Below are 18,360 nucleotides of genomic sequence, written 5' to 3'. Positions count from 1 at the left end.
CGGCCTGGAAGGCCGCGACGTTCCCGACGCCGCTCGCGTGGGGTGCGTCGTTCGACCCAGCACTGGTCTACGAGGTGGGCGACGCGATCGGCGCGTCCATGCGCGAGCTCGGCATCCACCAGGGTCTCGCGCCGGTGCTCGACGTCATCCGTGACCCCCGGTGGGGCCGGGTCGACGAGTGCATCGGCGAGGATCCCTATCTCGTCGGCACGGTCGGTACCGCCTACGTCCGGGGACTGCAGGACGCGGGCGTCCATGCGACGCTCAAGCACTTCGTCGGCTACTCCGGCTCGACCGCCGGGCGCAACCACGCGCCGGTGAGCGCCGGACCGCGCGAGATCGCGGACATGTACCTGCCGCCGTTCGAGATGGCGGTGCGTGACGGCGGCGTGCGGTCGGTCATGAACTCCTACGCCGAGATCGACGGCGTCCCCATGGCCGCGAACGCCGAGTACCTCACCACCCTCCTGCGCGAGACGTGGGGCTTCGACGGCGTCGTGGTCGCCGACTACTTCGCGGTCGCCTTCCTCCAGGTCATGCACAACGTCGCCGCCGACCGCGGGGAGGCGGCAGCACTGGCCCTCGAGGCCGGCATCGACGTCGAGCTCCCGACCGGCGACGCCTACCTCCGTCCGCTCGCGGAGCGGGTCCTCGCCGGCCAGCTCGACGAGACGTACGTCGACCGCGCCGTGCTGCGCGCCCTCGCGCAGAAGGAGGAGCTCGGGCTCCTCGACCCGGACGCGTTCGAGGACGAGCCGCCCACGAGCGTCGAGCTCGACTCGTCGCACCACCAGGCGCTCGCGCGGCGCCTCGCGGAGGAGTCGGTCGTCCTCCTGTCGAACGACGGCGTCCTGCCCTTCGCGCGGCGCGCGACCCCGCTGTCCCGGGTCGCGGTCGTCGGGCCGAACGCCCACCGCGCCGAGGCGCTCATGGGCTGCTACTCCTTCGTCAACCACGTGCTGCCGCACCACCCGGGCGTCGCTCCCGAGCTCGCGCTGCCGACCGTGCTCGACGCGCTCGGCACGGCGTTCGGAGACGTCGGCCTGGCGCAGCCGGAGCTCGTCCACGTCGAGGGCTGCGACGTCGAGACGGACGACACGTCGGGCTTCGCCGAGGCGGTCGCCGCCGTCGAGGGTGCCGACGTCGCGGTCGTCGTCGTCGGTGACCAGGCCGGTCTCTTCGGCCGTGGCACCGTCGGCGAGGGCAACGACTCCGAGTCGCTCGAGCTCCCCGGTGTGCAGCGGGAGCTCGTCGAGGCACTCGTCGCGACGGGGACACCTGTGGTCATGGTCATGCTCACCGGTCGCCCGTACGCGGTGGCCTGGGCGCTCGACGGCACCGGCGCCAAGCCGGCAGCGGTGCTCCAGGCGTTCTTCCCCGGCGAGGGCGGCGGCCTCGCGGTCGCGGACATCCTCACCGGGCGGGTCAACCCCTCCGGCCGGCTGCCCGTGTCCCTGCCCCGCTCGTCGGGCGCCATGCCGTACTCGTACCTCCACCCGGTCCTCGGCGGACGCTCGGACGTCACGGCGACCGACTCGACCCCGCTGCGCCCGTTCGGGTTCGGGCTGTCCTACACGTCGTTCGCGTACACGGACCTCGTGGTCGACGCGACGGTGGCCGCCGGTGGCACGTTCACCGCGTCCGTCACCGTGACGAACACGGGGACCGCGGCGGGCGACGACGTCGTCCAGCTCTACGGCCACGACGTCGTCGGCTCGGTCCCGCGACCCGTCGTCCAGCTCCTCGGCTACGCGCGCGTGGCGCTCGCGCCCGGGGCGTCGACACGGGTGACCTTCGCCGTGCCGACCACCCGCCTCGCGTTCACCGACCGCGGCATGACGAAGATCGTCGAGCCCGGCGACGTCCAGGTGTGGATCGGTGCCCACGCGGCGGCCTGCGCGCCGACGGCCCCTGTCGTCAACCCGACCGACGGGGCCATCCCGGCCGGTGACCACGAGGAGCTCCCTGCTCTCCCGGGCGACGTCACGCCGCGCGCTGTCATCTCCGTCACCGGGGACGTCCACGAGGTCGTCGGGACCGACGCCCGGCTCGTCGAGGTGACGACGGAGGCGCTGTGACGGGACGGCGGCTGACGGGGGCAGCGTCGTGACGATCGTGCAGAACCCGGTCCTGCCGGGGACCTATCCGGACCCGAGCGTCTGCCGGGTGGGCGAGGACTACTACCTCGTCACGTCGACGTTCGAGTACCTGCCCGGCCTGCCGGTGTTCCACAGCCGGGACCTCGTCCACTGGGAGCAGCTCGGCCACGTCGTCGACCGGCCGGGCATGCTCGACTACGACGGGATCCGCTCCTCGGGAGGGCTCTACGCACCGACGCTGCGGCACCGCGACGGCGTGTTCTGGCTCGTGTGCACGCTCGTCGGCGAGAAGGACGGGGCGCGGGGCGGCAACTTCATCGTCACCGCGACGGACCCGGCCGGGCCGTGGTCCGACCCGGTGTGGCTCGAGGGCGGCGGGATCGACCCGTCGCTGTTCTTCGACGACGACGGGCGCGTGTGGGTGCACGGCACGCGACTGGCGGTCGAGCCGGAGTGGCACGACCAGACCGAGGTGTGGATCCGTGAGCTCGACCCGGAGACCATGACGCTCGTCGGCCCGGAGAGCATCGTGTGGAGCGGCGCGGTGCGTGGCGCCGTGTGGGCGGAAGGCCCGCACCTCTATCAGGTCGACGGTCGCTACTACCTGCTCGCGGCCGAGGGCGGCACGGAGTTCCACCACGCGGTGTCGGTCGCGCGCGCCGACTCCGTGACGGGCCCGTACACGGGGAACAAGGGCAACCCGGTGCTCACGCACCGGCACCTCGGTCAGGGCTGCGACATCGTCGGGGTCGGGCACGCCGACCTCGTCGAGGGGCCCGACGGCTCGTGGTGGGCCCTCCTGCTCGGCATGCGACCCTACGGCGGGTACCACTACAACCTCGGCCGCGAGACGTTCCTCGTGCCGGTCGAGTGGCAGGACGGCTGGCCCGTCTTCGCCCCCGGTGTCGGACGCGTCACCGCCGAGGTCGACGTGCCGTTCGCCAGCGACGCGGCGTGGGGCGCGGCGCAGGGACGGACGTCCGGCGTCGTCCGGTCCGACGACCCGCGGTGGAGCTCGGTCCGGGCGCTGCCGTCCGACGTCGCGACCCCGCGGGGCGACGGCTGGGACCTCCCCGTCCATCCCGCGACCCTGACCGAGCCGGTGGCGAGCGCGTTCCTCGGCGTGCGCCAGCAGCACACGGACGTCGACGTCCGGGCGACGCTGCGCGTCGCTCTCGCCGACGGAGAGGACGCAGGCATCGCCGTGCGGCAGTCCGATGCGGACCACGTTCGGTTGTTCCTCACCGGGAGGAGGGACGCGGACGGTCGTCGCCGCGTCGTTGCCGTCCACCGGCAGGGCGGGCACGGCACCGTCGTCGGCGAGACGACACTGGGAGCCGGCAGCGCCGACAGCGCCGACAGCGCCGACGCAGCCGTGACCCTCGCCGTCCGGGCACGAGGTCAGGACTACACGCTCCTCGCCGCCACCGCCGGGAGCGAGCTGGTCGAGGTCGCCGTCGTGGACGGTCGGACGCTCGACAGCGTCTCGGCCGGCGGCTTCGTCGGCCTGTGGGTCGGGGTGTTCGCGACGAGCCACGGAGCGCCGAGCGAGACGGTCGTCCACGTCGACCGGTTCGAGTACCTGTTGGTCACGAACCACCGCCCGTAGTCTGCCGTCACCACCCCCACGGGAGCAGGGGACGACCTCCCCGGGTCAGCCTGTCGGGGGAGGAGCGGCTCGGAAGGTCAGCCGAGCGGCGGACGCGGTGGGCACCTCGCGCTGTCTACCGTCGAGGTATGACGACGAACCCGTTCCCTCCCGCCGTGCCGGTCCGTCCGTCCGGCCGCCCCGTCGAGCCTGCCGCCCGCGTCGAGCGGGTGACCAAACGCTACGGCGACGGCGACGGGTCGGTCGTCGCGCTCGACGACGTGAGCCTCGACATCGCGCCCGGTCAGCTCACCGCGGTCATGGGCCCGTCAGGGAGCGGGAAGTCGACGCTCATGCACGTCATGGCGGGCCTCGACAACCCGACGTCGGGCCGCGCATGGATCGGTGGCACGGAGATCACGACCCTCGGCGACGAGGACCTCACGGCGATCCGGCGGCGTCAGGTCGGCTTCGTGTTCCAGGCGTTCAACCTCGTCCCGACGATGGACGTCCTCGACAACGTCCTCCTGCCGTTCGAGCTCGACGACCACACGCCGACTCCCGACCAGCGTGCGTGGGTGGACCACCTCGTCGGACGCCTCGGTCTGCAGGACCGGCTGACGCACCGGCCGGGCGAGCTGTCCGGCGGACAGCAGCAGCGCGTGGCGATCGCCCGCGCGCTCGCGACGCGCCCCGACCTCGTCCTGGCCGACGAGCCGACCGGCAACCTCGACTCCCGCTCCGGCGCGGGAGTCCTCGCCCTCCTCGCCGACGCCGCCGAGAACCTCGGCCAGTCGATCGTCATGGTCACGCACGACGCGGGTGCTGCGTCCCACGCGTCGCGCGTCGTCTTCATCGCCGACGGACGGCTCGTCCACGAGCTGTCCCACCGGGCGAGCCGCGCCGAGATCTCCCGGGTCATGGACGCGCTCGAGGAGCAGGCAGCGTGAAGAACGCGGTCCGGGAGCTGCGCGCCGACCCTCGCCAGCACGTGCCGAGCGTCCTCGTCGTGACGATCGCGTCGCTCCTCGGCGTCGTCATCATCGACGGGGTCGCGATCCTCACCGCGTGGCTCAAGCAGTCCGACGCCGTGTCCTCGTCGGGGACTGCGCTGCTCATGCTCGCGATCGTCGGCGTCGTCTTCTTCGCGATCGCCCTGTTCGTCTCGGCGCTCGTCATCTCCAACACGTTCGGCATCATCGTCGCGGGGCGCAGCGAGCGGATCGCGCTGCTGCGGCTCGTGGGAGCCTCGTCCAGGCGGCTGCGGCGGTCGGTGAGCGTCGAGGGTGCTGTCGTCGGGGTGCTGGGGACCGTGGCCGGCGCGCTCGTCGGGCTCGTGATCGCCGTCGGGACGGTCGCCGTCCTGAGGACGGTGGGCGACGCGCCCGGGCTCAGCGCGAACCTCCTCGGTCCGTGGATGGTCGCGCCGCTCGTGTCGACGATCGTCGTCACCTGGGCCGCCGCGTACGCGGGCTCACGGAAGATCCTCACGGTCTCCCCGATGGAGGCGACCGGCCAGGCGCGCGAGCCCTCCGTCGAGGAGGGGCGGGCGCACCGTGGCAAGCACGTGGGATCGATCCTCTGCGCCGTGCTCGGGACGTTGCTCATCGTCGCGGGCGTGGTCGTCGGCCAGCGCTCACCGCTCGGGCTGCTCGTCGCACTGCCCGGCGGGATGCTCTCGTTCCTCGGGCTGTCGCTCGGCTCGGCGTGGGTCATGCCGCCGGTGCAGCGGATCGTCGGGCAGGCGATCGGGCGCGGCCCGGCCGGTCGGATGGCGGCGCGCAACGCCGCCCGCTACCCGGCACGCACCGCTCGCACGACGATGGGCCTCGTCATCGGCGTGACCCTCATCGTCATGTTCGCGACGGCCGCGGTGAACGTCACCGACGCCATGGCTCGCGCCGGGGCTGCGTCCGGCGAGCCGCCGGAGGTCACGGCGGAGCTCGCGTCGGTCGTCGCCGACGCGGTGACGTTCCTGTCCGTGCTCGTCGGGTTCTCCGTGGTCATCGCGGTCGTCGGCGTGGTGAACAACCTGTCGCTGTCCGTGCTCCAGCGCACCCGGGAGATCGGGTTGCTGCGTGCGGTCGGGTTGTCGCGGTCACGGGTGCGGGGGACCATCCGCGCCGAGGCCGCCCAGCTGACCGTCGCCGCCACCGCCCTCGGGAGCGTGCTCGGCGTCGTCTACGGCTGGGCCGGCAGCATGAGCCTGCTCTCGGCCGTCAGAGGAGTCGGGTTCTTCCCGCCCGTCGTCCCGTGGGCCGTGCTCGGTGCGACGGTGGTGGTCGCGGCGGGCGTCGTGCTCGCCGCGTCGCTCGTGCCCGCGCGCCGCGCGACCGAGATCTCCCCGACGACAGCACTGGTGGCGATCTAGCATGCGGGAGCACAGCATGGACGAGTCAGTGGTGCCGGAGGTCAGCGTGCAGGAGCCCTGCGTGGAGAAGGGCGCCGTGCCCGAGCCTGCCGTGCAGCGGGCCGGTGGTCGCGGACGGTCGGCCGGGGCCACGGCACTGATCGAGACGGCGGTCGCCGTGGCGGTGGTCAGCCTCCTCCTCGGCGCGGCCACGTTCCTCGCGCAGGGGCTGCTCCCCGATCCGCTGCGGCCGCTGGCGAACTCGGCGAGCGGCTGGACGCTCCTCACCGTGCTCGTCGTGCAGCTCGCGCGGGCACGTCCCCTGCCCTCGGCCGTCCTCGGGGCGGTGGGCTTCGTCGCTCTCGTCCTCGGCTACGCGATCGCCGCCGACGTCCGAGGACTGTTCTACAGCCCGGTCCTCTTCGGCGTCGTCGGGATCCTCGTCGGGCCCTTCGTCGGGGTGGCCACGTCGTGGCTGCGCAGCACCGGGTGGCGGGCTGCGCTCGGGGCGGGTGCGCTCGCGGGGGTCGCGCTCGGCGAGTGCGTCTACGGCCTCGTCGTCGTCTCCGACACGACCGGATGGTTCTACTGGGTTCTCATCGGTGTCGCCGGGGTGGCGCTGCTCGGTGTGACGCTCGTCCGCCGCGCCGGTCGGGGCGTCGTCGCACTCGGGGGAGTCGGCGTCGCGCTCGCCGTCGCGGGAGCGTTCTTCGTCGCGTACAGCGGTCTGGGGTAGCGGGATCGTCGCGGCCGGGCCGGGTCACGGCGCTCCGGGGGTGTTCGGCCTAGGAAGCCAGCTGCTCCGGCGCGTCGCGGCCGGCGCCGACCGGTCGCGCGTCGAGGTCGGGCTGGTGGATCTCTGCCCAGACCGCGTCAAGGGAGAGGCCGAGGACGTCGGCGATCGCCGCGATGGTCGAGAACGCGGGGGTCGCGACGCGACCTGACTCGATCTTGCGGAGGGTCTCGGGGGAGACCCGGGCGGCGAGAGCGGTGTCGAGCATCGAGCGCTCGCCCCGGGCCCGACGCAGGAGGGCGCCGAGGCGACGTCCACGGTCGATCTCTGCGGGTGTGAGGGGCAACCTGACCATGGTGTCGATCCTAGCCGGGATAGTATGGCCGGGATAGTTATTGGAAAAGTGTGAGAAGGGCGCCGCATGATCGAGATCCTCAACCCCGCCGAGCTGGTCCGAGCGAGGGCGACGGGTGCGCTGGTCGCCGACATCCTGCAGACCCTCAAGGAGCGCAGCGTCGTCGGCACCAACCTCCTCGAGATCGACCGGTGGACCCAGGAGATGATCGTCGAGGCCGGAGCCGAGTCTTGCTACGTCGACTACGCACCCTCCTTCGGGCGCGGGCCGTTCGGCCACTACGTCTGCACGGCCGTCAACGACGCCGTGCTCCACGGCCTCCCGCACGACTACGCGCTCGCTGACGGCGACCTGCTGACGCTCGACCTCGCCGTCCTGCTGGACGGGATCGCCGCCGACTCCGCCATCAGCTTCGTCGTGGGCCGCTCGCAGCCGGCCGAGAGCGTCGCGATGATCGACGCCACGCGACGTGCGCTGGCCGCGGGGATCGCCGCCGCGCGCCCCGGGGCGCGGGTCGGGGACATCTCGCACGCGATCGGCACGGTCCTCACCGAGGCCGGCTACCCGGTCAACACGGAGTTCGGCGGCCACGGCATCGGGTCGACCATGCACCAGGACCCGCACGTCGTGAACATCGGTCGGCCCGGCCGCGGGTACACGCTGCGCCCGGGGCTGCTCCTGGCGCTCGAGCCGTGGGTCATGGCCGACACCGCTGAGCTCGTCACCGACGCCGACGGGTGGACCCTCCGCAGCGCGACCGGCTGCCGCACCGCGCACAGCGAGCACACGATCGCCATCACCGACGACGGAGCAGAGATCCTCACGCTGCCGCGGCACGCTCGGCCCTGAGGTACTGGGATCGGCCGCACGCGCACGTGGTTCCACATCTTCTGGATCCCGCTCGTGCCCTTCGGCGGCGGCCAGGAGAGCGTGCGGTGCACGGTCTGCGGCGGGGAGTGGGCGCCGGCCGTGCTGGGGGCGCACCAGGCTCGGTAGCCTTCCGCAGGGCCCGTCCTTACGGAAGGCTAGAGCGCTAGCCTTCCGTAGCGGGACCTGACGCGGAAGGCTCGAAGGCCTTCTTGGGTGTTCCTGCTCGCCGGGACGAGTCCGTGGACAACCGCTCTCGCGCGACGGGGCTCACGCTCGCCGGTAGTGCTCCGCCAGCCGTCGCAGTCCCTCGTCGACGCTGACGTCAGGCTCCCACTCGAGGTCGGCGCGCGTGCGACGCTGGTCGAACCAGTGGGCGGTGGAGAGCTGTTCCGCGAGGAAGCGGGTCATCGGCGGCTCGTCCTCGCCCGGGCGCACGCGCCACGCGGCCTCGATCGCCGAACCCGCCGCGCGCGCGAGACCGGCGGGCACGCGCCACGCCGGGGCGCGGACGCCGGCCGCGCCGCAGATCCCGGCGAGCAGCTCGGCGACCGGCCGCGGTTCGCCGTTCGTGATCACATAGGCGTTGCCGTGCACCGCGTCGACGCGGTGCAGCGCCGCTACGATCGCCGACGCCGCGTTGTCGATGTACGTCGAGTCGATGAGTGCGGCGCCGTGGTCGAGGAGCGGCAGCCGCCCGGCGCGTGCTCGCTCGACGACGCGCTCGACGAGCTGCGTGTCACCCGGCCCCCACACGATGTGCGGACGCACCGCGACGACCCGCAGCTCAGGGGAGTCGGCTGCCAGCGCGAGGAGCTCGGCCTGCGCCTTCGTCCGCGCGTAGTCACCGCGCGCGTGCTCCGGGTCGGCGGGAGACGCGTCGTCCCCGACGATCGAGGACCCCGCGTGCGCCACCGATGGCGACGAGACGAAGACGAGTCGCTCGACCCCGCCCGCCCGCAGCGCCTCGACGAGCGTGCGCGTTCCCTCGACGTTGACGCGCTCGAAGTCCGCGGGGGCACCGGCGAAGGACACCTTCGCGGCCAGGTGGACAGCGGCGTCGACCCCGGCGACAGCGCGCGCCACGTCGGCCGGCTCCGTCACGGAACCGAGGACGTCCTCGACCCCGTCGACGCCGGACGGGCGCCGCTGGAAGGTCCGGACATCGTGACCCGCGTCGCGCAGGCCCGCGGCGACGGCACTGCCGAGAAGCCCGCTCGCACCTGTGACGAGGACCCTCACGGTCGGGTCATCCGTCCGCCGGACAGGATGTCCTCGGCCCAGCGCGCGAGCCGCGTGCGGTCGATCTTCGAGTTGTGCCGCACGTCCGTCGGCAGCGTCGGCACCACGAGGACCGCGGCGACGCGTCGGCCAGGCGTCCCGGCTGCCACAGCCTCGCGGACCGCCGCAGCGAGAGCCGCGTCGGCCAGCGCCACGCGCCGAACAGCGGGCAGGGTCTCGACGATGACGACGAGCTGCTGGGTGCCACGCGGCCCCACGCCCACGAGCGCGGCACGGTCGACCGCGTCGACGCCCTCGACCTGCTGCTCCACACCCACCGGCGTGACGACGCCGTCAGCCGTCACGACGACGTGCGCGAGGCGACCCTCGACCCACAACCGGCCCTCGGCGTCGAGGTGCCCGACATCGCCGGTCCGGTGCCACCGTGCGCCGGCGTCAGAGGGCGCCTCCACGCGACGGCTCGCCCGCTCCGTGAGCCACAGGCGGTCGTAGTGGTCCTTGACGTGCGGCGCGGACACGACGATCTCTCCGGTCACGTCGGGCTCGACCGCCAGCGCGCCGGTGGCGTCACCGGCGTCGTCGAGCCGCGAGATGCGGACCTTGACGCCCGCGACGGGCGTCCCCACGCAGACCCCGGCGGCCCCGATGGTGCCGCCGGTCGAGCGCGCCGCGTCGCGGATGCCCTCGAGCGTGTTGTCCGTCATGAGCAGGCCCTCGGTCATCCCGTAGGGCGTGTGCGGCGTCGCGTTCGGCATGAGCCGCCCGACCGCCGCGAGCAGCGGCTCCGGCACGGGAGCCCCGGCGGACAGGAACGTCTGCACGCCGGCGAGCGCGGCATAGTCGTCCTTGGAGAGCTCGCCCGACGTCGCGACGACGTTCGCGATCGCGGCGGGGGACAGGAACAGCACGGTCGCGTCGACGGCGGCCGCTGCGGCGGCCACGGCCGGAGCCGTGAGCGTCTTCGGCGACGTGACGTCCATGTCGGGCGTCACGGAGCGTGCGCCGAGCGCGGGCCCGAGGAGCGCGAAGGGCGCGAAGCCGGCCACGAGACCGGTGCCGACACCGATGCCGTAGTGGCCTGCAAGTGCGTCACGGATCGCGCAGAGCTGGGCGTGCGTGTACACGACACCCTTCGCTGGTCCGGTCGAGCCGGACGTGAAGAGGATGGCGGCCGGGTCGGACGCGACCGGCGGGACGGGCAGGGCGGCCGGGCCGCCGTGGCTCTCGGTGGCGAGCGTGTGGACCCCGAGGTCGATGACGTCCGCGAGTGCGCACGTCACGCCGAGAGCCCGCGCGGCGGCACCGGGCAGCAGGGTCGTGGAGATCTTCTGCCCCGGCCAGCCGAGCGCGCGCGCTGCGGTGAGACCTGGCAGGGCGCCGATGACGTGGTCGGCCTGCGCGCCGCGCACCGCGCGAGTCAGCCCGCGCAGGCCCAGACCCGCGTCGGCGACGACGACGACCGCGCCGAGGCGCAAGCACGCGTAGAGGACGGCGGTGAGGTCCGCGCCCGGGGGCACGAGGAGCGAGACGCGGTCTCCGTGGGCGACTCCGAGGCGGGAGAGGCCGGCCGCGATCTCGTCGACCCGGCGGGCGAGCAGGCGCCACGACACGACGCGCGGCGCCGGACCGGACGGCGGGGCCATCTCGACGAGCGCCGTCTCCGGGCTCTCCCGGAGGGTGTCGAGCTGGTGCCACATCGGGAGGGACGCAGCGGGTGCGGAGTCGGCCGCAGCGCGTGCGGGCGCAGCCGCGGCACCGGACGCGCCGAGGGTCGCCACCCCGCGCTCCGTCAGCCACGTGAGCACCACCTCCGCGTAGTCGACGTCCTCGGCCACGAGGTGCCCGGCACCTTCGAAGCGGTGGACGTCGGCGTGCGGGATGCGGTCGACGAGGTCGTCGAGGTACCGGTCGGAGAAGATCGGGTCGCGCGGTCCCCAGAGCATGAGGGTCGGGACGGAGAGGACGCGGAGGCTCTCGGCGATGCGGTCGAGCTCCGCACTGCTCTCGTGCGCCGCGTCGACGGGGATGTCGGCGACGAAGCCGCCGATGCCGCCGCGGCGGTCCGCGGTGCGGTAGGGCGCGCGGTACCCGGCCTTGACGGCGGGGGCGAGCGGCGGGTGCGCGAGGGCGAGGGTCGTCTCGAGGAAGGCGGGGGTCGTCACGGTCGACCCGGCGAGCAGGGGACCGGTGAGCGCGAGGCGCAGCGGCGCCGGGATCGAGTACGCCTCGGGCTGGTGGATCGCGGTGTTGAGCACCATGGTGCCGGCGAGGACCTCGGCGTGGTCGACAGCCCAGCCGAGGGAGACGACACCGCCCCAGTCGTGGCCGAGCGTGACGACCGGGCCGTCGAGCCCGAGGGCGTCCGTGAGGTCGCCGAGGTCGGCGACGCGGCGCGCGAGGGGCCGCTGCACGCCGGTGCGCTCCGAGAAGCCCATGTCGAGCTGGTCGACGGCCACGACACGCCAGGCGCCTGCGGTGGCGTCCTGGGCCGCGTCCGTCGCTGCTGCGACGAGCCGGCGCCAGAGGTACGACCACGTCGGGTTCCCGTGCACGCAGAGGATGGTGCCGACGGGCGTCACGCCGAGCTCGGCGAGACGCTCGGTGTTGTCGAGGACGTGCCACGTGCGGGTGCCAGCGCCGTCGGTGGGACCAGCTCCGGACTCCGGGGCGGTCACGAGCCGGGAGAACGCGGGGTCCATGCCGTCGAGCGGGGTCCCGTCCGGGGCGCGCGGAGGCAGGGAGGCCGGCGCTGTGGCAGCCGCCGCCCTGGGGAGACGCCGCATCACCAGGCGATCTCCATCATGGCCGTGTTGAGCCCGGAGCCGACCCCCATGAGGAGCACCCGGTCGCCCGGGTTGAGGGTGGAGGACTGCTCGGAGAGCGTGATGGGGATCGACGCGGGGCCGACGTTGCCGTACTTCGCGTACGTCACCGGCACGCGCGAGTGGTCGAGGCCGGCGGCCTTGACGATCGCGTTCGTGTGGACGTCGGAGACCTGGTGGAGGATGTACCGGTCCATGGATGACCAGTTCCAGTCCTTCTTGGCTTCCTTCCACGCGGCGACGACGAGCTCCATGCCGCCCTTGAGCAGCGCCTTCGCGTCTGTGAACATCCCTTCGACGCTCCCGACGCACAGGTCGTTGAACTGTGTCGCGGCGCGGGTGACCCCGCCGAGGATGCGGTGCCCGCCCGGGTGCTTGTCCGCCGGGCCGAGCACGGCGGCCGCGGCACCGGACCCGAGGGTCAGGCTCGCGAACTCGCTCATGAAGTCCGTGCGGCTGATGCCCTCGCGGCCGAGGCGCTGGATCGTGTTGTCCTGGATCTCGTCGGCGTCCTCGCCGTTGATGACCATCGCGTACTGGATCTGTCCGGCGTCGATGAGCTGCGCGGCGAGGGACATGCCGTTGACGAACCCGAGGCACGCGTTGGCGATGTCGAAGTTCACGGCGGAGGACGGGAGGCCGAGCTGGTGATGGATACGCACGGCGACGGACGGCTCGAGGTGCTTGCGCGTCACGGACGTGTTGATGATGAGGCCGATCTGGCTCGGCTCGATGCCGGCCTCGGCGAGAGCCTTCTCGCCGGCCTGGACGGCCGCGCCGTCGAAGGTCTGGCCCTCGGCCCAGTTGCGTCGCTCGTGGACCCCCGCGACGCGCTGGAGGAGACCGCGCGGCAGGCGCAGTCGCTTGAGGACCGGGCGCAGGCGCTCGTCGATCTCTGCCGACGTCGTCACGCGGTCGGCCAGGGTCGTCGCGAGCGACAGCAGCGCCACGTTCCGATGCACTGATGTTGCATTGCCGTTCACAGGCACTTCCCAATCCGTTTGCCGTCGTGGGCACCGCGGTGCGGTGGCAATTCTGCCATCCCGCCCGCCACCTTGCCTGGACAGACCCTGGGAGAGGCGCGTCGCCTCACCGTTGCGGCGTGGACTCCCGCACAGTCACCGTACCTGCCACGCCGATGACCCGCGGCTCCGGGGCGGGGTCGGCGAAGGCGAGATCGGTGGCGGCGATGCCGATGTCCTGCAGCGGTAGATGAACGGTCGTGAGCCGCGGGGTGACGTCCTGGAGGGCGTCGATGTCGTCGAAACCGGCGAGCGCCATGTCCTCGGGCACGCGCAGACCTGCCTCGGTGAGTGCGGCGAGCGCGCCGAGAGCCATGACGTCGTTAGCGGCGAAGATCACATCGGGTCGAGGGCCGCGCAGGACTGCCCGAGCCGCGTCGTGGCCGCCGTCGCGGGTGAAGCGCGAGTGCGTGAGCGTCGCTCGCGCGTCCCCACCCTCGGTGAAGCCGGCGACGAACGCGGTGGACCGATCACGGGCGGTGAGGTGGTCGGCAGGCCCGGCGAGGACGGCGGCGTCCCGGTAGCCGCGGCCGCGCAGGGTGCGGCCGAGGTCGCGGGCTGCGACGACGTTGTCGATCGCGATCGTGTCGACGCCGAGCAGCGGCTGACCCACGAGCACCGCCGAGCCGCCCGTCCGTCGGAAGACGTCGAGCGCCTCACGGGTCGCTGCAAGGGCTCGTGCGTCGTCGCGCCGTCCGCCGACGATGATGAGCGCGTGCGCCCGCTGGGAGTGCAGCAGCTCGACGAGCTGGACCTCGCGCCCGGCGTCGGACTGCGTGCTCGCGAGGGTGACGACGTAGCCCCGGCGCTCGGCCGCGACCATGACGCCGGCGGCGATCGCGGAGAAGTACGGGTCGATGATCGAGTGGACGATGAGGCCGAGCTGGGTCGTCGCCCCACGCGCCATCGCCTGCGCGTTGGCGTCGGGCGAGTAGTGGAGGGCGGTCGCGGCCGCGAGGACGCGTTCGCGGATGTCCGCGCGGACCGAGCGGTTCTTGTTGCCGTTGATCGCGCGGCTCGCGGTCGCGAGGGAGACGCCTGCCTCGCGGGCGACGTCGGTGAGCGTCACGCGGGCGGCCATGGTGCCGATCCTAGACGGGTGTGGACGGTGTGGGTGGAGGCGCGCCCCGGTCGTCGAGATCACCGACCCACGGTAGGTCAAAGTCCTGGTCACCAGGCTCTTGTGGGGCGTTCTTCACCGCCGATAGGTTGTCCACCAACCGCTCGCCCATCGCGGAACCACCACCCCAGGAATGGACACCTCATGACCCCGATCCGTGCTCGCTCCGGCATCGCTCTGAGCCTCTTCGCACTCCTCGCGCTCACAGCCTGCTCCGGTGGGTCGGACACGGCGGCCACGTCTGCGCCGGAGGAGACCGTCGGGTGGGACGTCTACGTCCAGGAGTGCCTGTCCGAGGCAGGCTATGAGACACGGCTCGACGGGGACGGCGGACTCCTCCCTGTGGACAACGAGCCGCTCGCCGAGGAAGCCATGATGGCGGAGGTCGCAGCGCAGAGCACGTGCACCGACGAGTGGACCGAGAAGTACCCGGCGGCGACGGTCCCGATCGCCACGAAGTGACCGCCCGTCGCACGTTCGCGGTCTAGGCCTCGGGGTCGCCCTCGATCTCGTCTGCCAGCGCCGGCAGCGGCGGGTCGGCTGCGGTGCCCTTCGCGTCGGCGTAGGACACGACGGTCGCGATGCTCACGCGGAACTCCACCGGTGTGCGGGCGAAGAGCAGCCGCCCGGCCTCGGCGGCGGCCTCCTCGACGAGCCGGGCGACCTCCTCGGCGCGGTCCGCCGGCGTGTGGACCATGACCTCGTCGTGCAGGAAGAACGCCAGATGGGCTCCGCCTGCCGGGTGCGGAGCTGCGCCGGGCCCCGCGGGGCCTTCGAGCGCACGGAGGCGGAGCCGGAGGAGCGCCATCCAGCACAGGGCCCACTCGGCCGCCGTGCCCTGGACCACGAAGTTCCGTGTGAAGCGGCCCCAGCCGCGGGCGAGGCTGCGCGCACGGTCCTGATCGACGGCGGTAGCCTCCTGCTCGGCTGCCGCGGCCTGGGCCTCCCGCCACGCCTCGCCGGGCAGCGGCGAGCTGCGCCCGAGCCACGTCGAGATCACCTGACCGCGCTCACCGGCGCGTGCGGCCTGCTCGACGAGGGCGAGCGCCTGCGGGTACGCCTTCGTGATGCGCGGCAGCATCCGGCCCGACTCGCCCTGCGTGCCGCCGTACATCGCGCCGAGCATCCCGTACTTCGCCTGCTGGCGGGTCTCGACGGCGCCGGTCGCGACCATCCCCTCGTACATGTCGGAGGCCCGGCCGGCGCGGGCCATCGCCTGGTCGCCCGACATCGCGGCGAGGATGCGCGGCTCGAGCTGGGCCGCGTCGGCGACGACGAGCGTCCACCCCGGGTCGGCACGGACGGCGCCCCGCACCTGGTGGGGGAGCTGGAGCGCGCCGCCGCCGTCGGACGCCCAGCGCCCGGTGACCACGCCGCCCGGCACGTAGACCGGACGGAACCGACCGTCCGCCACCCAGGTGTCCAGCCAGTGCCAGCCGTTCGCGGTGAGCAGGCGGGAGAGCTTCTTGTACTCGAGGAGCGGCCTGATCGCCGGGTGCTCGACGGTGCGCAGCTCCCACGAGCGGGTCGACGTCACGGGCAGTCCTGCCGAGCGCAGCTGTCGCAACAGCTCCGCCGGTGAGTCCGGGTTGAGGTCCTCCACACCGAGCGCCTCGCGCGTCTCCGCGAGCTTGGCCTCGAGCAGCGCGGGACGGTAGCCCGCGGCGGGTCGTGGGCCGAGGACGTCGGCAAGGATCCTGTCGTGCTCTGCGGCGTCCCACGGGACCCCCGCGAACGTCATCTCCGACGCCACGAGCGCACCCGCGGACTCGGCCGCGAGGAGCAGACCCAGGCGGGCCGACGCCGGTGTCCCGTCCTCGGCGGTCGCTCCGGCGAGCGCCGCACGTTGCCGTCGCAGCTCCGCCAGCGGGTCGAGCGGCACGGTCGGCGTGAGGTCGAACAGACCGTCCGGGACGGTCGCGGTGCGGGCCTCGTCCCACCCGCTCGGCGGCGCCGTCGCCAGGGCGCTGCGCGCGGTGAGCGCGCTGTTGCGCAGGATCGTGTGGCACAGGCGCAGGTCCCAGCAGCGGGCGACGCTCACCCCGCTCACGAGGAGCGACGGGTAGAGCGCGGCGGTGTCGGCCCACACCCAGCGCGGGGGCTCGGTCGTCGCCTCGCGCTCGCGGACGACGTGGGCGAGGTCCGTCGCGGAGATCGTCGTGCTGTCGAGGACGCGGATCGACCCGGCGTCGGGGGTGACGTCCCCGGGAGACGCCATCTCGACGTCGTGGAGGGTCAGCGACGCTTCCCCCGACGGCACCACGACGACATGCACGCTCCCATTCTCCCCGGTGGGAGCGTGCACCGGGCGCGTGAGCGCGGCTCGCTCAGGCCGGAGCGCACGCCGCCGCGAGCGACTGCGTCCCGGTGACGCGCAGGAGATCGAGCTTGGCCGCGTCGTCGCTGCGGGGAGCCACGGTGTAGGCGACGATCCGCAGGTTTCCGCCCTGGACGAGCAGGACGTCGCAGTCGAGGGTGATGCGCCCCACCTCCGGGTGGGCGATCGTCTTGTGCTCAGACTCGTGCACAGCCACCTCGCCGCGCTCCCACAGCTCCGCGAAGCGTGGGCTCGCCGCGCGCAGGTCGTCGACGAGCGAGCGGAGCTCCCGGTCGCGCGGGTAGCGCCCCGAGGCGACCCGCAGGTCCGCGACGAGGGCACGCTCGAGCCGCTCGGCGTCGCCGTCGTCGCGCACGACCCGGACCGTCTCGGGTGCGGTGAAGTGCCGCCAGACGGTGTTCCGCTCCCGCTGCGTCGCCGTCGACAGGTCACCCAGGAGAGCCGCCCACAACGGGTTCCACGCGATCGCCGTCCAGTCGGCGGTGAACACGGCGGCCGGGATGTCGCCGAGGCGGTCGAGGATGCACTGCGTCCCGGGCGTCACGTGCGACGGCATCGTCTCGAGCCCCGGTGGCAGGAGGCCGGCGACGCGGTAGAGGTGGTCACGCTCGTCGGTGCTCAGGCGCAGCGCCCGGGCCAGCGCAGAGACCACCTGGGCCGACGGGTTCGCCGCGCGCCCCTGCTCGAGCCGCACCACGTAGTCGACCGACAACCCCGCCAGCGCACCGAGCTCCTCGCGGCGCAGCCCCCGCGCCCGGCGCCCACGGCCGGCGGGGAGCCCGACGTCCTCGGGGAGCACCCGGTCGCGCCAGGCGCGCAGCACCGTCGCGAGCTCGCCGCGCTCGCTGCCCTTCACGGAGCTGGTCGTCACGCCGGCGCTCGGCACGACCGTGCTCGCCGCGCTCCTGTCCCGCACGCCCGTCCTGGGTCCGGTGGTGTCCATGTCCCCAGTGTGTCGCCCGTTCGCCGCCGCGTCGCCTGGCGCGGCCCGTCGAGGGTGGTACTGCCCGTCCCACCGTCGCGCGAGGTACTGGTTGGGCGCCGCGAGAGGGACGAGCGTGGTGGTCATGACAACAACACTCATCACAGGAGCGAACAAGGGTCTGGGCTACGAGACGGCACGTCGTCTCATCGAGCTCGGCCACACCGTCTACCTCGGGGCCCGCGACGCGGGCCGCGGCCAGGCCGCAGCCGATGCGCTCGGCGCCCGCTTCCTCCCGCTCGACGTCACGGACGACGCGTCTGTGACGGCGGCGGCCGCCACGATCACGGAGGAGGTCGGTCACCTCGACGTCCTCGTCAACAACGCCGGCATCGCCGGGACCTCTACCTCGCCGGAAGCGGCGACGGGTGCGGACGCGCTCGCCGTCCTCGACACGAACGTCGCGAGCGTGGTGCGCACCACTGCGGCCTTCCTCGATCTCCTGCGCGCGTCGACGGCTCCCGTCATCGTCAACGTGAGCAGCGGTCTCGGTTCCTTCGACCGGACGCACGACGCGCAGCGGATCGAGTCACAGGTACCCGCGATCGTCTACGCGGCCTCGAAGTCGGCGGTCACGATGCTCACGACCCAGTACGCGAAGGCGTTGCCCGGCTTCCGGATCAACGCCGCCGACCCCGGCTACACGGCCACGGACCTCAACGGCAACGCCGGGTACCAGACCGTGCAGGAGGGCACGGACGCGATCGTCGAGCTCGCGACGCTCGGCGCCGACGGCCCGACGGGCAGCTTCCGCGACCGCGCCGGGACGGTCGCCTGGTGATGGCCGCGTCCTGAAGGAGGCGTCAAGAAGGCGGGGGGGGGGGGGGGGGGGGGGGGGGGGG

At 73.2% G+C, this 18,360-nt stretch carries 15 protein-coding genes; 8 read left to right on the top strand and 7 right to left on the bottom strand.

The genetic code is table 11. From position 1 onward, the window contains the following. The 5 genes from ABKW26_RS19375 to ABKW26_RS19355 form a co-directional block, all read left to right on the top strand. The coding region (locus ABKW26_RS19375) for a glycoside hydrolase family 3 N-terminal domain-containing protein (protein ID WP_348595724.1) at nucleotides 1-2,078 on the top strand (2,078 nt) is incomplete at its 5' end. Nucleotides 2,079-2,106: 28 nt separating this feature from the next. Further along, complete coding sequence (locus ABKW26_RS19370) at nucleotides 2,107-3,708, top strand: family 43 glycosylhydrolase (protein WP_348595723.1); 1,602 nt, start codon at nucleotides 2,107-2,109, stop codon at nucleotides 3,706-3,708. 128 nt (nucleotides 3,709-3,836) lie between these two features. Continuing rightward, entirely contained in the window at nucleotides 3,837-4,637 is an 801-nt protein-coding gene (locus ABKW26_RS19365; protein WP_348595722.1) for an ABC transporter ATP-binding protein, read from the top strand. Further along, nucleotides 4,634-6,058: an FtsX-like permease family protein gene (locus tag ABKW26_RS19360; protein WP_348595721.1), complete on the top strand. Its 1,425-nt coding sequence runs from the start codon at nucleotides 4,634-4,636 to the stop codon at nucleotides 6,056-6,058. Before ABKW26_RS19365 ends, ABKW26_RS19360 begins: the two co-directional genes overlap by 4 nt. 16 nt (nucleotides 6,059-6,074) lie before the next feature. Further along, a complete protein-coding gene (locus ABKW26_RS19355; protein WP_348595720.1) occupies nucleotides 6,075-6,773 on the top strand; it encodes a DUF6518 family protein in 699 nt (232 codons plus the stop codon). A gap of 49 nt (nucleotides 6,774-6,822) precedes the next feature. On the opposite strand, the gene ABKW26_RS19350 is transcribed toward ABKW26_RS19355, so the two are convergent. Further along, nucleotides 6,823-7,125 (bottom strand): helix-turn-helix transcriptional regulator, encoded by a 303-nt coding sequence (locus tag ABKW26_RS19350; protein ID WP_348595719.1) that lies wholly within the window; start codon nucleotides 7,123-7,125, stop codon nucleotides 6,823-6,825. A gap of 66 nt (nucleotides 7,126-7,191) precedes the next feature. Here ABKW26_RS19350 and map point away from each other — a divergent pair, with 66 nt between their 5' ends. Then, on the top strand, nucleotides 7,192-7,974 hold the full coding sequence (gene map, locus ABKW26_RS19345; RefSeq protein ID WP_348595718.1) for a type I methionyl aminopeptidase: 783 nt from the start codon (nucleotides 7,192-7,194) through the stop codon (nucleotides 7,972-7,974). 288 nt (nucleotides 7,975-8,262) lie between these two features. Here map and ABKW26_RS19340 read toward each other — a convergent pair whose 3' ends face one another. The 4 genes from ABKW26_RS19340 to ABKW26_RS19325 form a co-directional block, all read right to left on the bottom strand. Further along, the gene (locus ABKW26_RS19340; protein ID WP_348595717.1) at nucleotides 8,263-9,234 is read right to left on the bottom strand and encodes an NAD-dependent epimerase/dehydratase family protein; all 972 of its coding nucleotides are present in this window, start codon (nucleotides 9,232-9,234) and stop codon (nucleotides 8,263-8,265) included. Beyond that, nucleotides 9,231-12,017, bottom strand: a complete 2,787-nt coding sequence (locus ABKW26_RS19335) for an alpha/beta fold hydrolase (RefSeq protein ID WP_348595725.1) — start codon at nucleotides 12,015-12,017, stop codon at nucleotides 9,231-9,233. Before ABKW26_RS19335 ends, ABKW26_RS19340 begins: the two co-directional genes overlap by 4 nt. Beyond that, nucleotides 12,017-13,045 carry a 3-oxoacyl-ACP synthase III gene (locus tag ABKW26_RS19330; protein ID WP_348595716.1) on the bottom strand — a complete coding sequence of 343 codons (1,029 nt, stop codon included), beginning with the start codon at nucleotides 13,043-13,045 and terminating at the stop codon, nucleotides 12,017-12,019. Before ABKW26_RS19330 ends, ABKW26_RS19335 begins: the two co-directional genes overlap by 1 nt. A 100-nt stretch (nucleotides 13,046-13,145) precedes the next feature. Then, nucleotides 13,146-14,159, bottom strand: a complete 1,014-nt coding sequence (locus tag ABKW26_RS19325; protein ID WP_348595715.1) for a LacI family DNA-binding transcriptional regulator — start codon at nucleotides 14,157-14,159, stop codon at nucleotides 13,146-13,148. 183 nt (nucleotides 14,160-14,342) lie between these two features. Here ABKW26_RS19325 and ABKW26_RS19320 point away from each other — a divergent pair, with 183 nt between their 5' ends. Further along, nucleotides 14,343-14,660, top strand: coding sequence for a hypothetical protein (locus ABKW26_RS19320; RefSeq protein ID WP_348595714.1), 318 nt, complete (start codon nucleotides 14,343-14,345; stop codon nucleotides 14,658-14,660). A gap of 22 nt (nucleotides 14,661-14,682) precedes the next feature. Here the strand turns inward: ABKW26_RS19320 and ABKW26_RS19315 are convergent, their stop codons facing one another. Together ABKW26_RS19315 and ABKW26_RS19310 are read right to left on the bottom strand one after the other, a co-directional pair. Further along, entirely contained in the window at nucleotides 14,683-16,473 is a 1,791-nt protein-coding gene (locus ABKW26_RS19315; RefSeq protein ID WP_348595713.1) for a bifunctional 3'-5' exonuclease/DNA polymerase, read from the bottom strand. A 52-nt stretch (nucleotides 16,474-16,525) separates the two neighbouring features. Continuing rightward, nucleotides 16,526-17,605, bottom strand: coding sequence for a helix-turn-helix transcriptional regulator (locus tag ABKW26_RS19310; RefSeq protein ID WP_348595712.1), 1,080 nt, complete (start codon nucleotides 17,603-17,605; stop codon nucleotides 16,526-16,528). Here ABKW26_RS19310 and ABKW26_RS19305 point away from each other — a divergent pair. Beyond that, a complete protein-coding gene (locus ABKW26_RS19305; protein WP_348595711.1) occupies nucleotides 17,604-18,299 on the top strand; it encodes an SDR family NAD(P)-dependent oxidoreductase in 696 nt (231 codons plus the stop codon). The two genes, ABKW26_RS19310 and ABKW26_RS19305, sit on opposite strands and share 2 nt — an antisense overlap. Nucleotides 18,300-18,360: the final 61 nt, after the last annotated feature.

It is taken from the genome of Sanguibacter sp. 25GB23B1, from assembly GCF_040012415.1.
Classification (GTDB): domain Bacteria; phylum Actinomycetota; class Actinomycetes; order Actinomycetales; family Cellulomonadaceae; genus Sanguibacter.
Note: the sequence above shows the minus strand (reverse complement) of the source record. Positions and strands in the feature narration are given on the sequence as shown.

Bases quoted from the DNA above. Each gene is read 5' to 3' on its own strand.
- ABKW26_RS19365 (WP_348595722.1), top strand. From the start codon at position 3,837: ATGACGACGAACCCGTTCCCTCCCGCCGTGCCGGTCCGTCCGTCCGGC.
- ABKW26_RS19355 (WP_348595720.1), top strand. From the start codon at position 6,075: ATGGACGAGTCAGTGGTGCCGGAGGTCAGCGTGCAGGAGCCCTGCGTG.
- ABKW26_RS19350 (WP_348595719.1), bottom strand. From the start codon at position 7,125: ATGGTCAGGTTGCCCCTCACACCCGCAGAGATCGACCGTGGACGTCGC.
- map (WP_348595718.1), top strand. From the start codon at position 7,192: ATGATCGAGATCCTCAACCCCGCCGAGCTGGTCCGAGCGAGGGCGACG.
- ABKW26_RS19335 (WP_348595725.1), bottom strand. From the start codon at position 12,017: ATGCGGCGTCTCCCCAGGGCGGCGGCTGCCACAGCGCCGGCCTCCCTG.
- ABKW26_RS19325 (WP_348595715.1), bottom strand. From the start codon at position 14,159: ATGGCCGCCCGCGTGACGCTCACCGACGTCGCCCGCGAGGCAGGCGTC.
- ABKW26_RS19320 (WP_348595714.1), top strand. From the start codon at position 14,343: ATGACCCCGATCCGTGCTCGCTCCGGCATCGCTCTGAGCCTCTTCGCA.
- ABKW26_RS19305 (WP_348595711.1), top strand. From the start codon at position 17,604: ATGACAACAACACTCATCACAGGAGCGAACAAGGGTCTGGGCTACGAG.
- ABKW26_RS19310 (WP_348595712.1), bottom strand. From the start codon at position 17,605: ATGACCACCACGCTCGTCCCTCTCGCGGCGCCCAACCAGTACCTCGCG.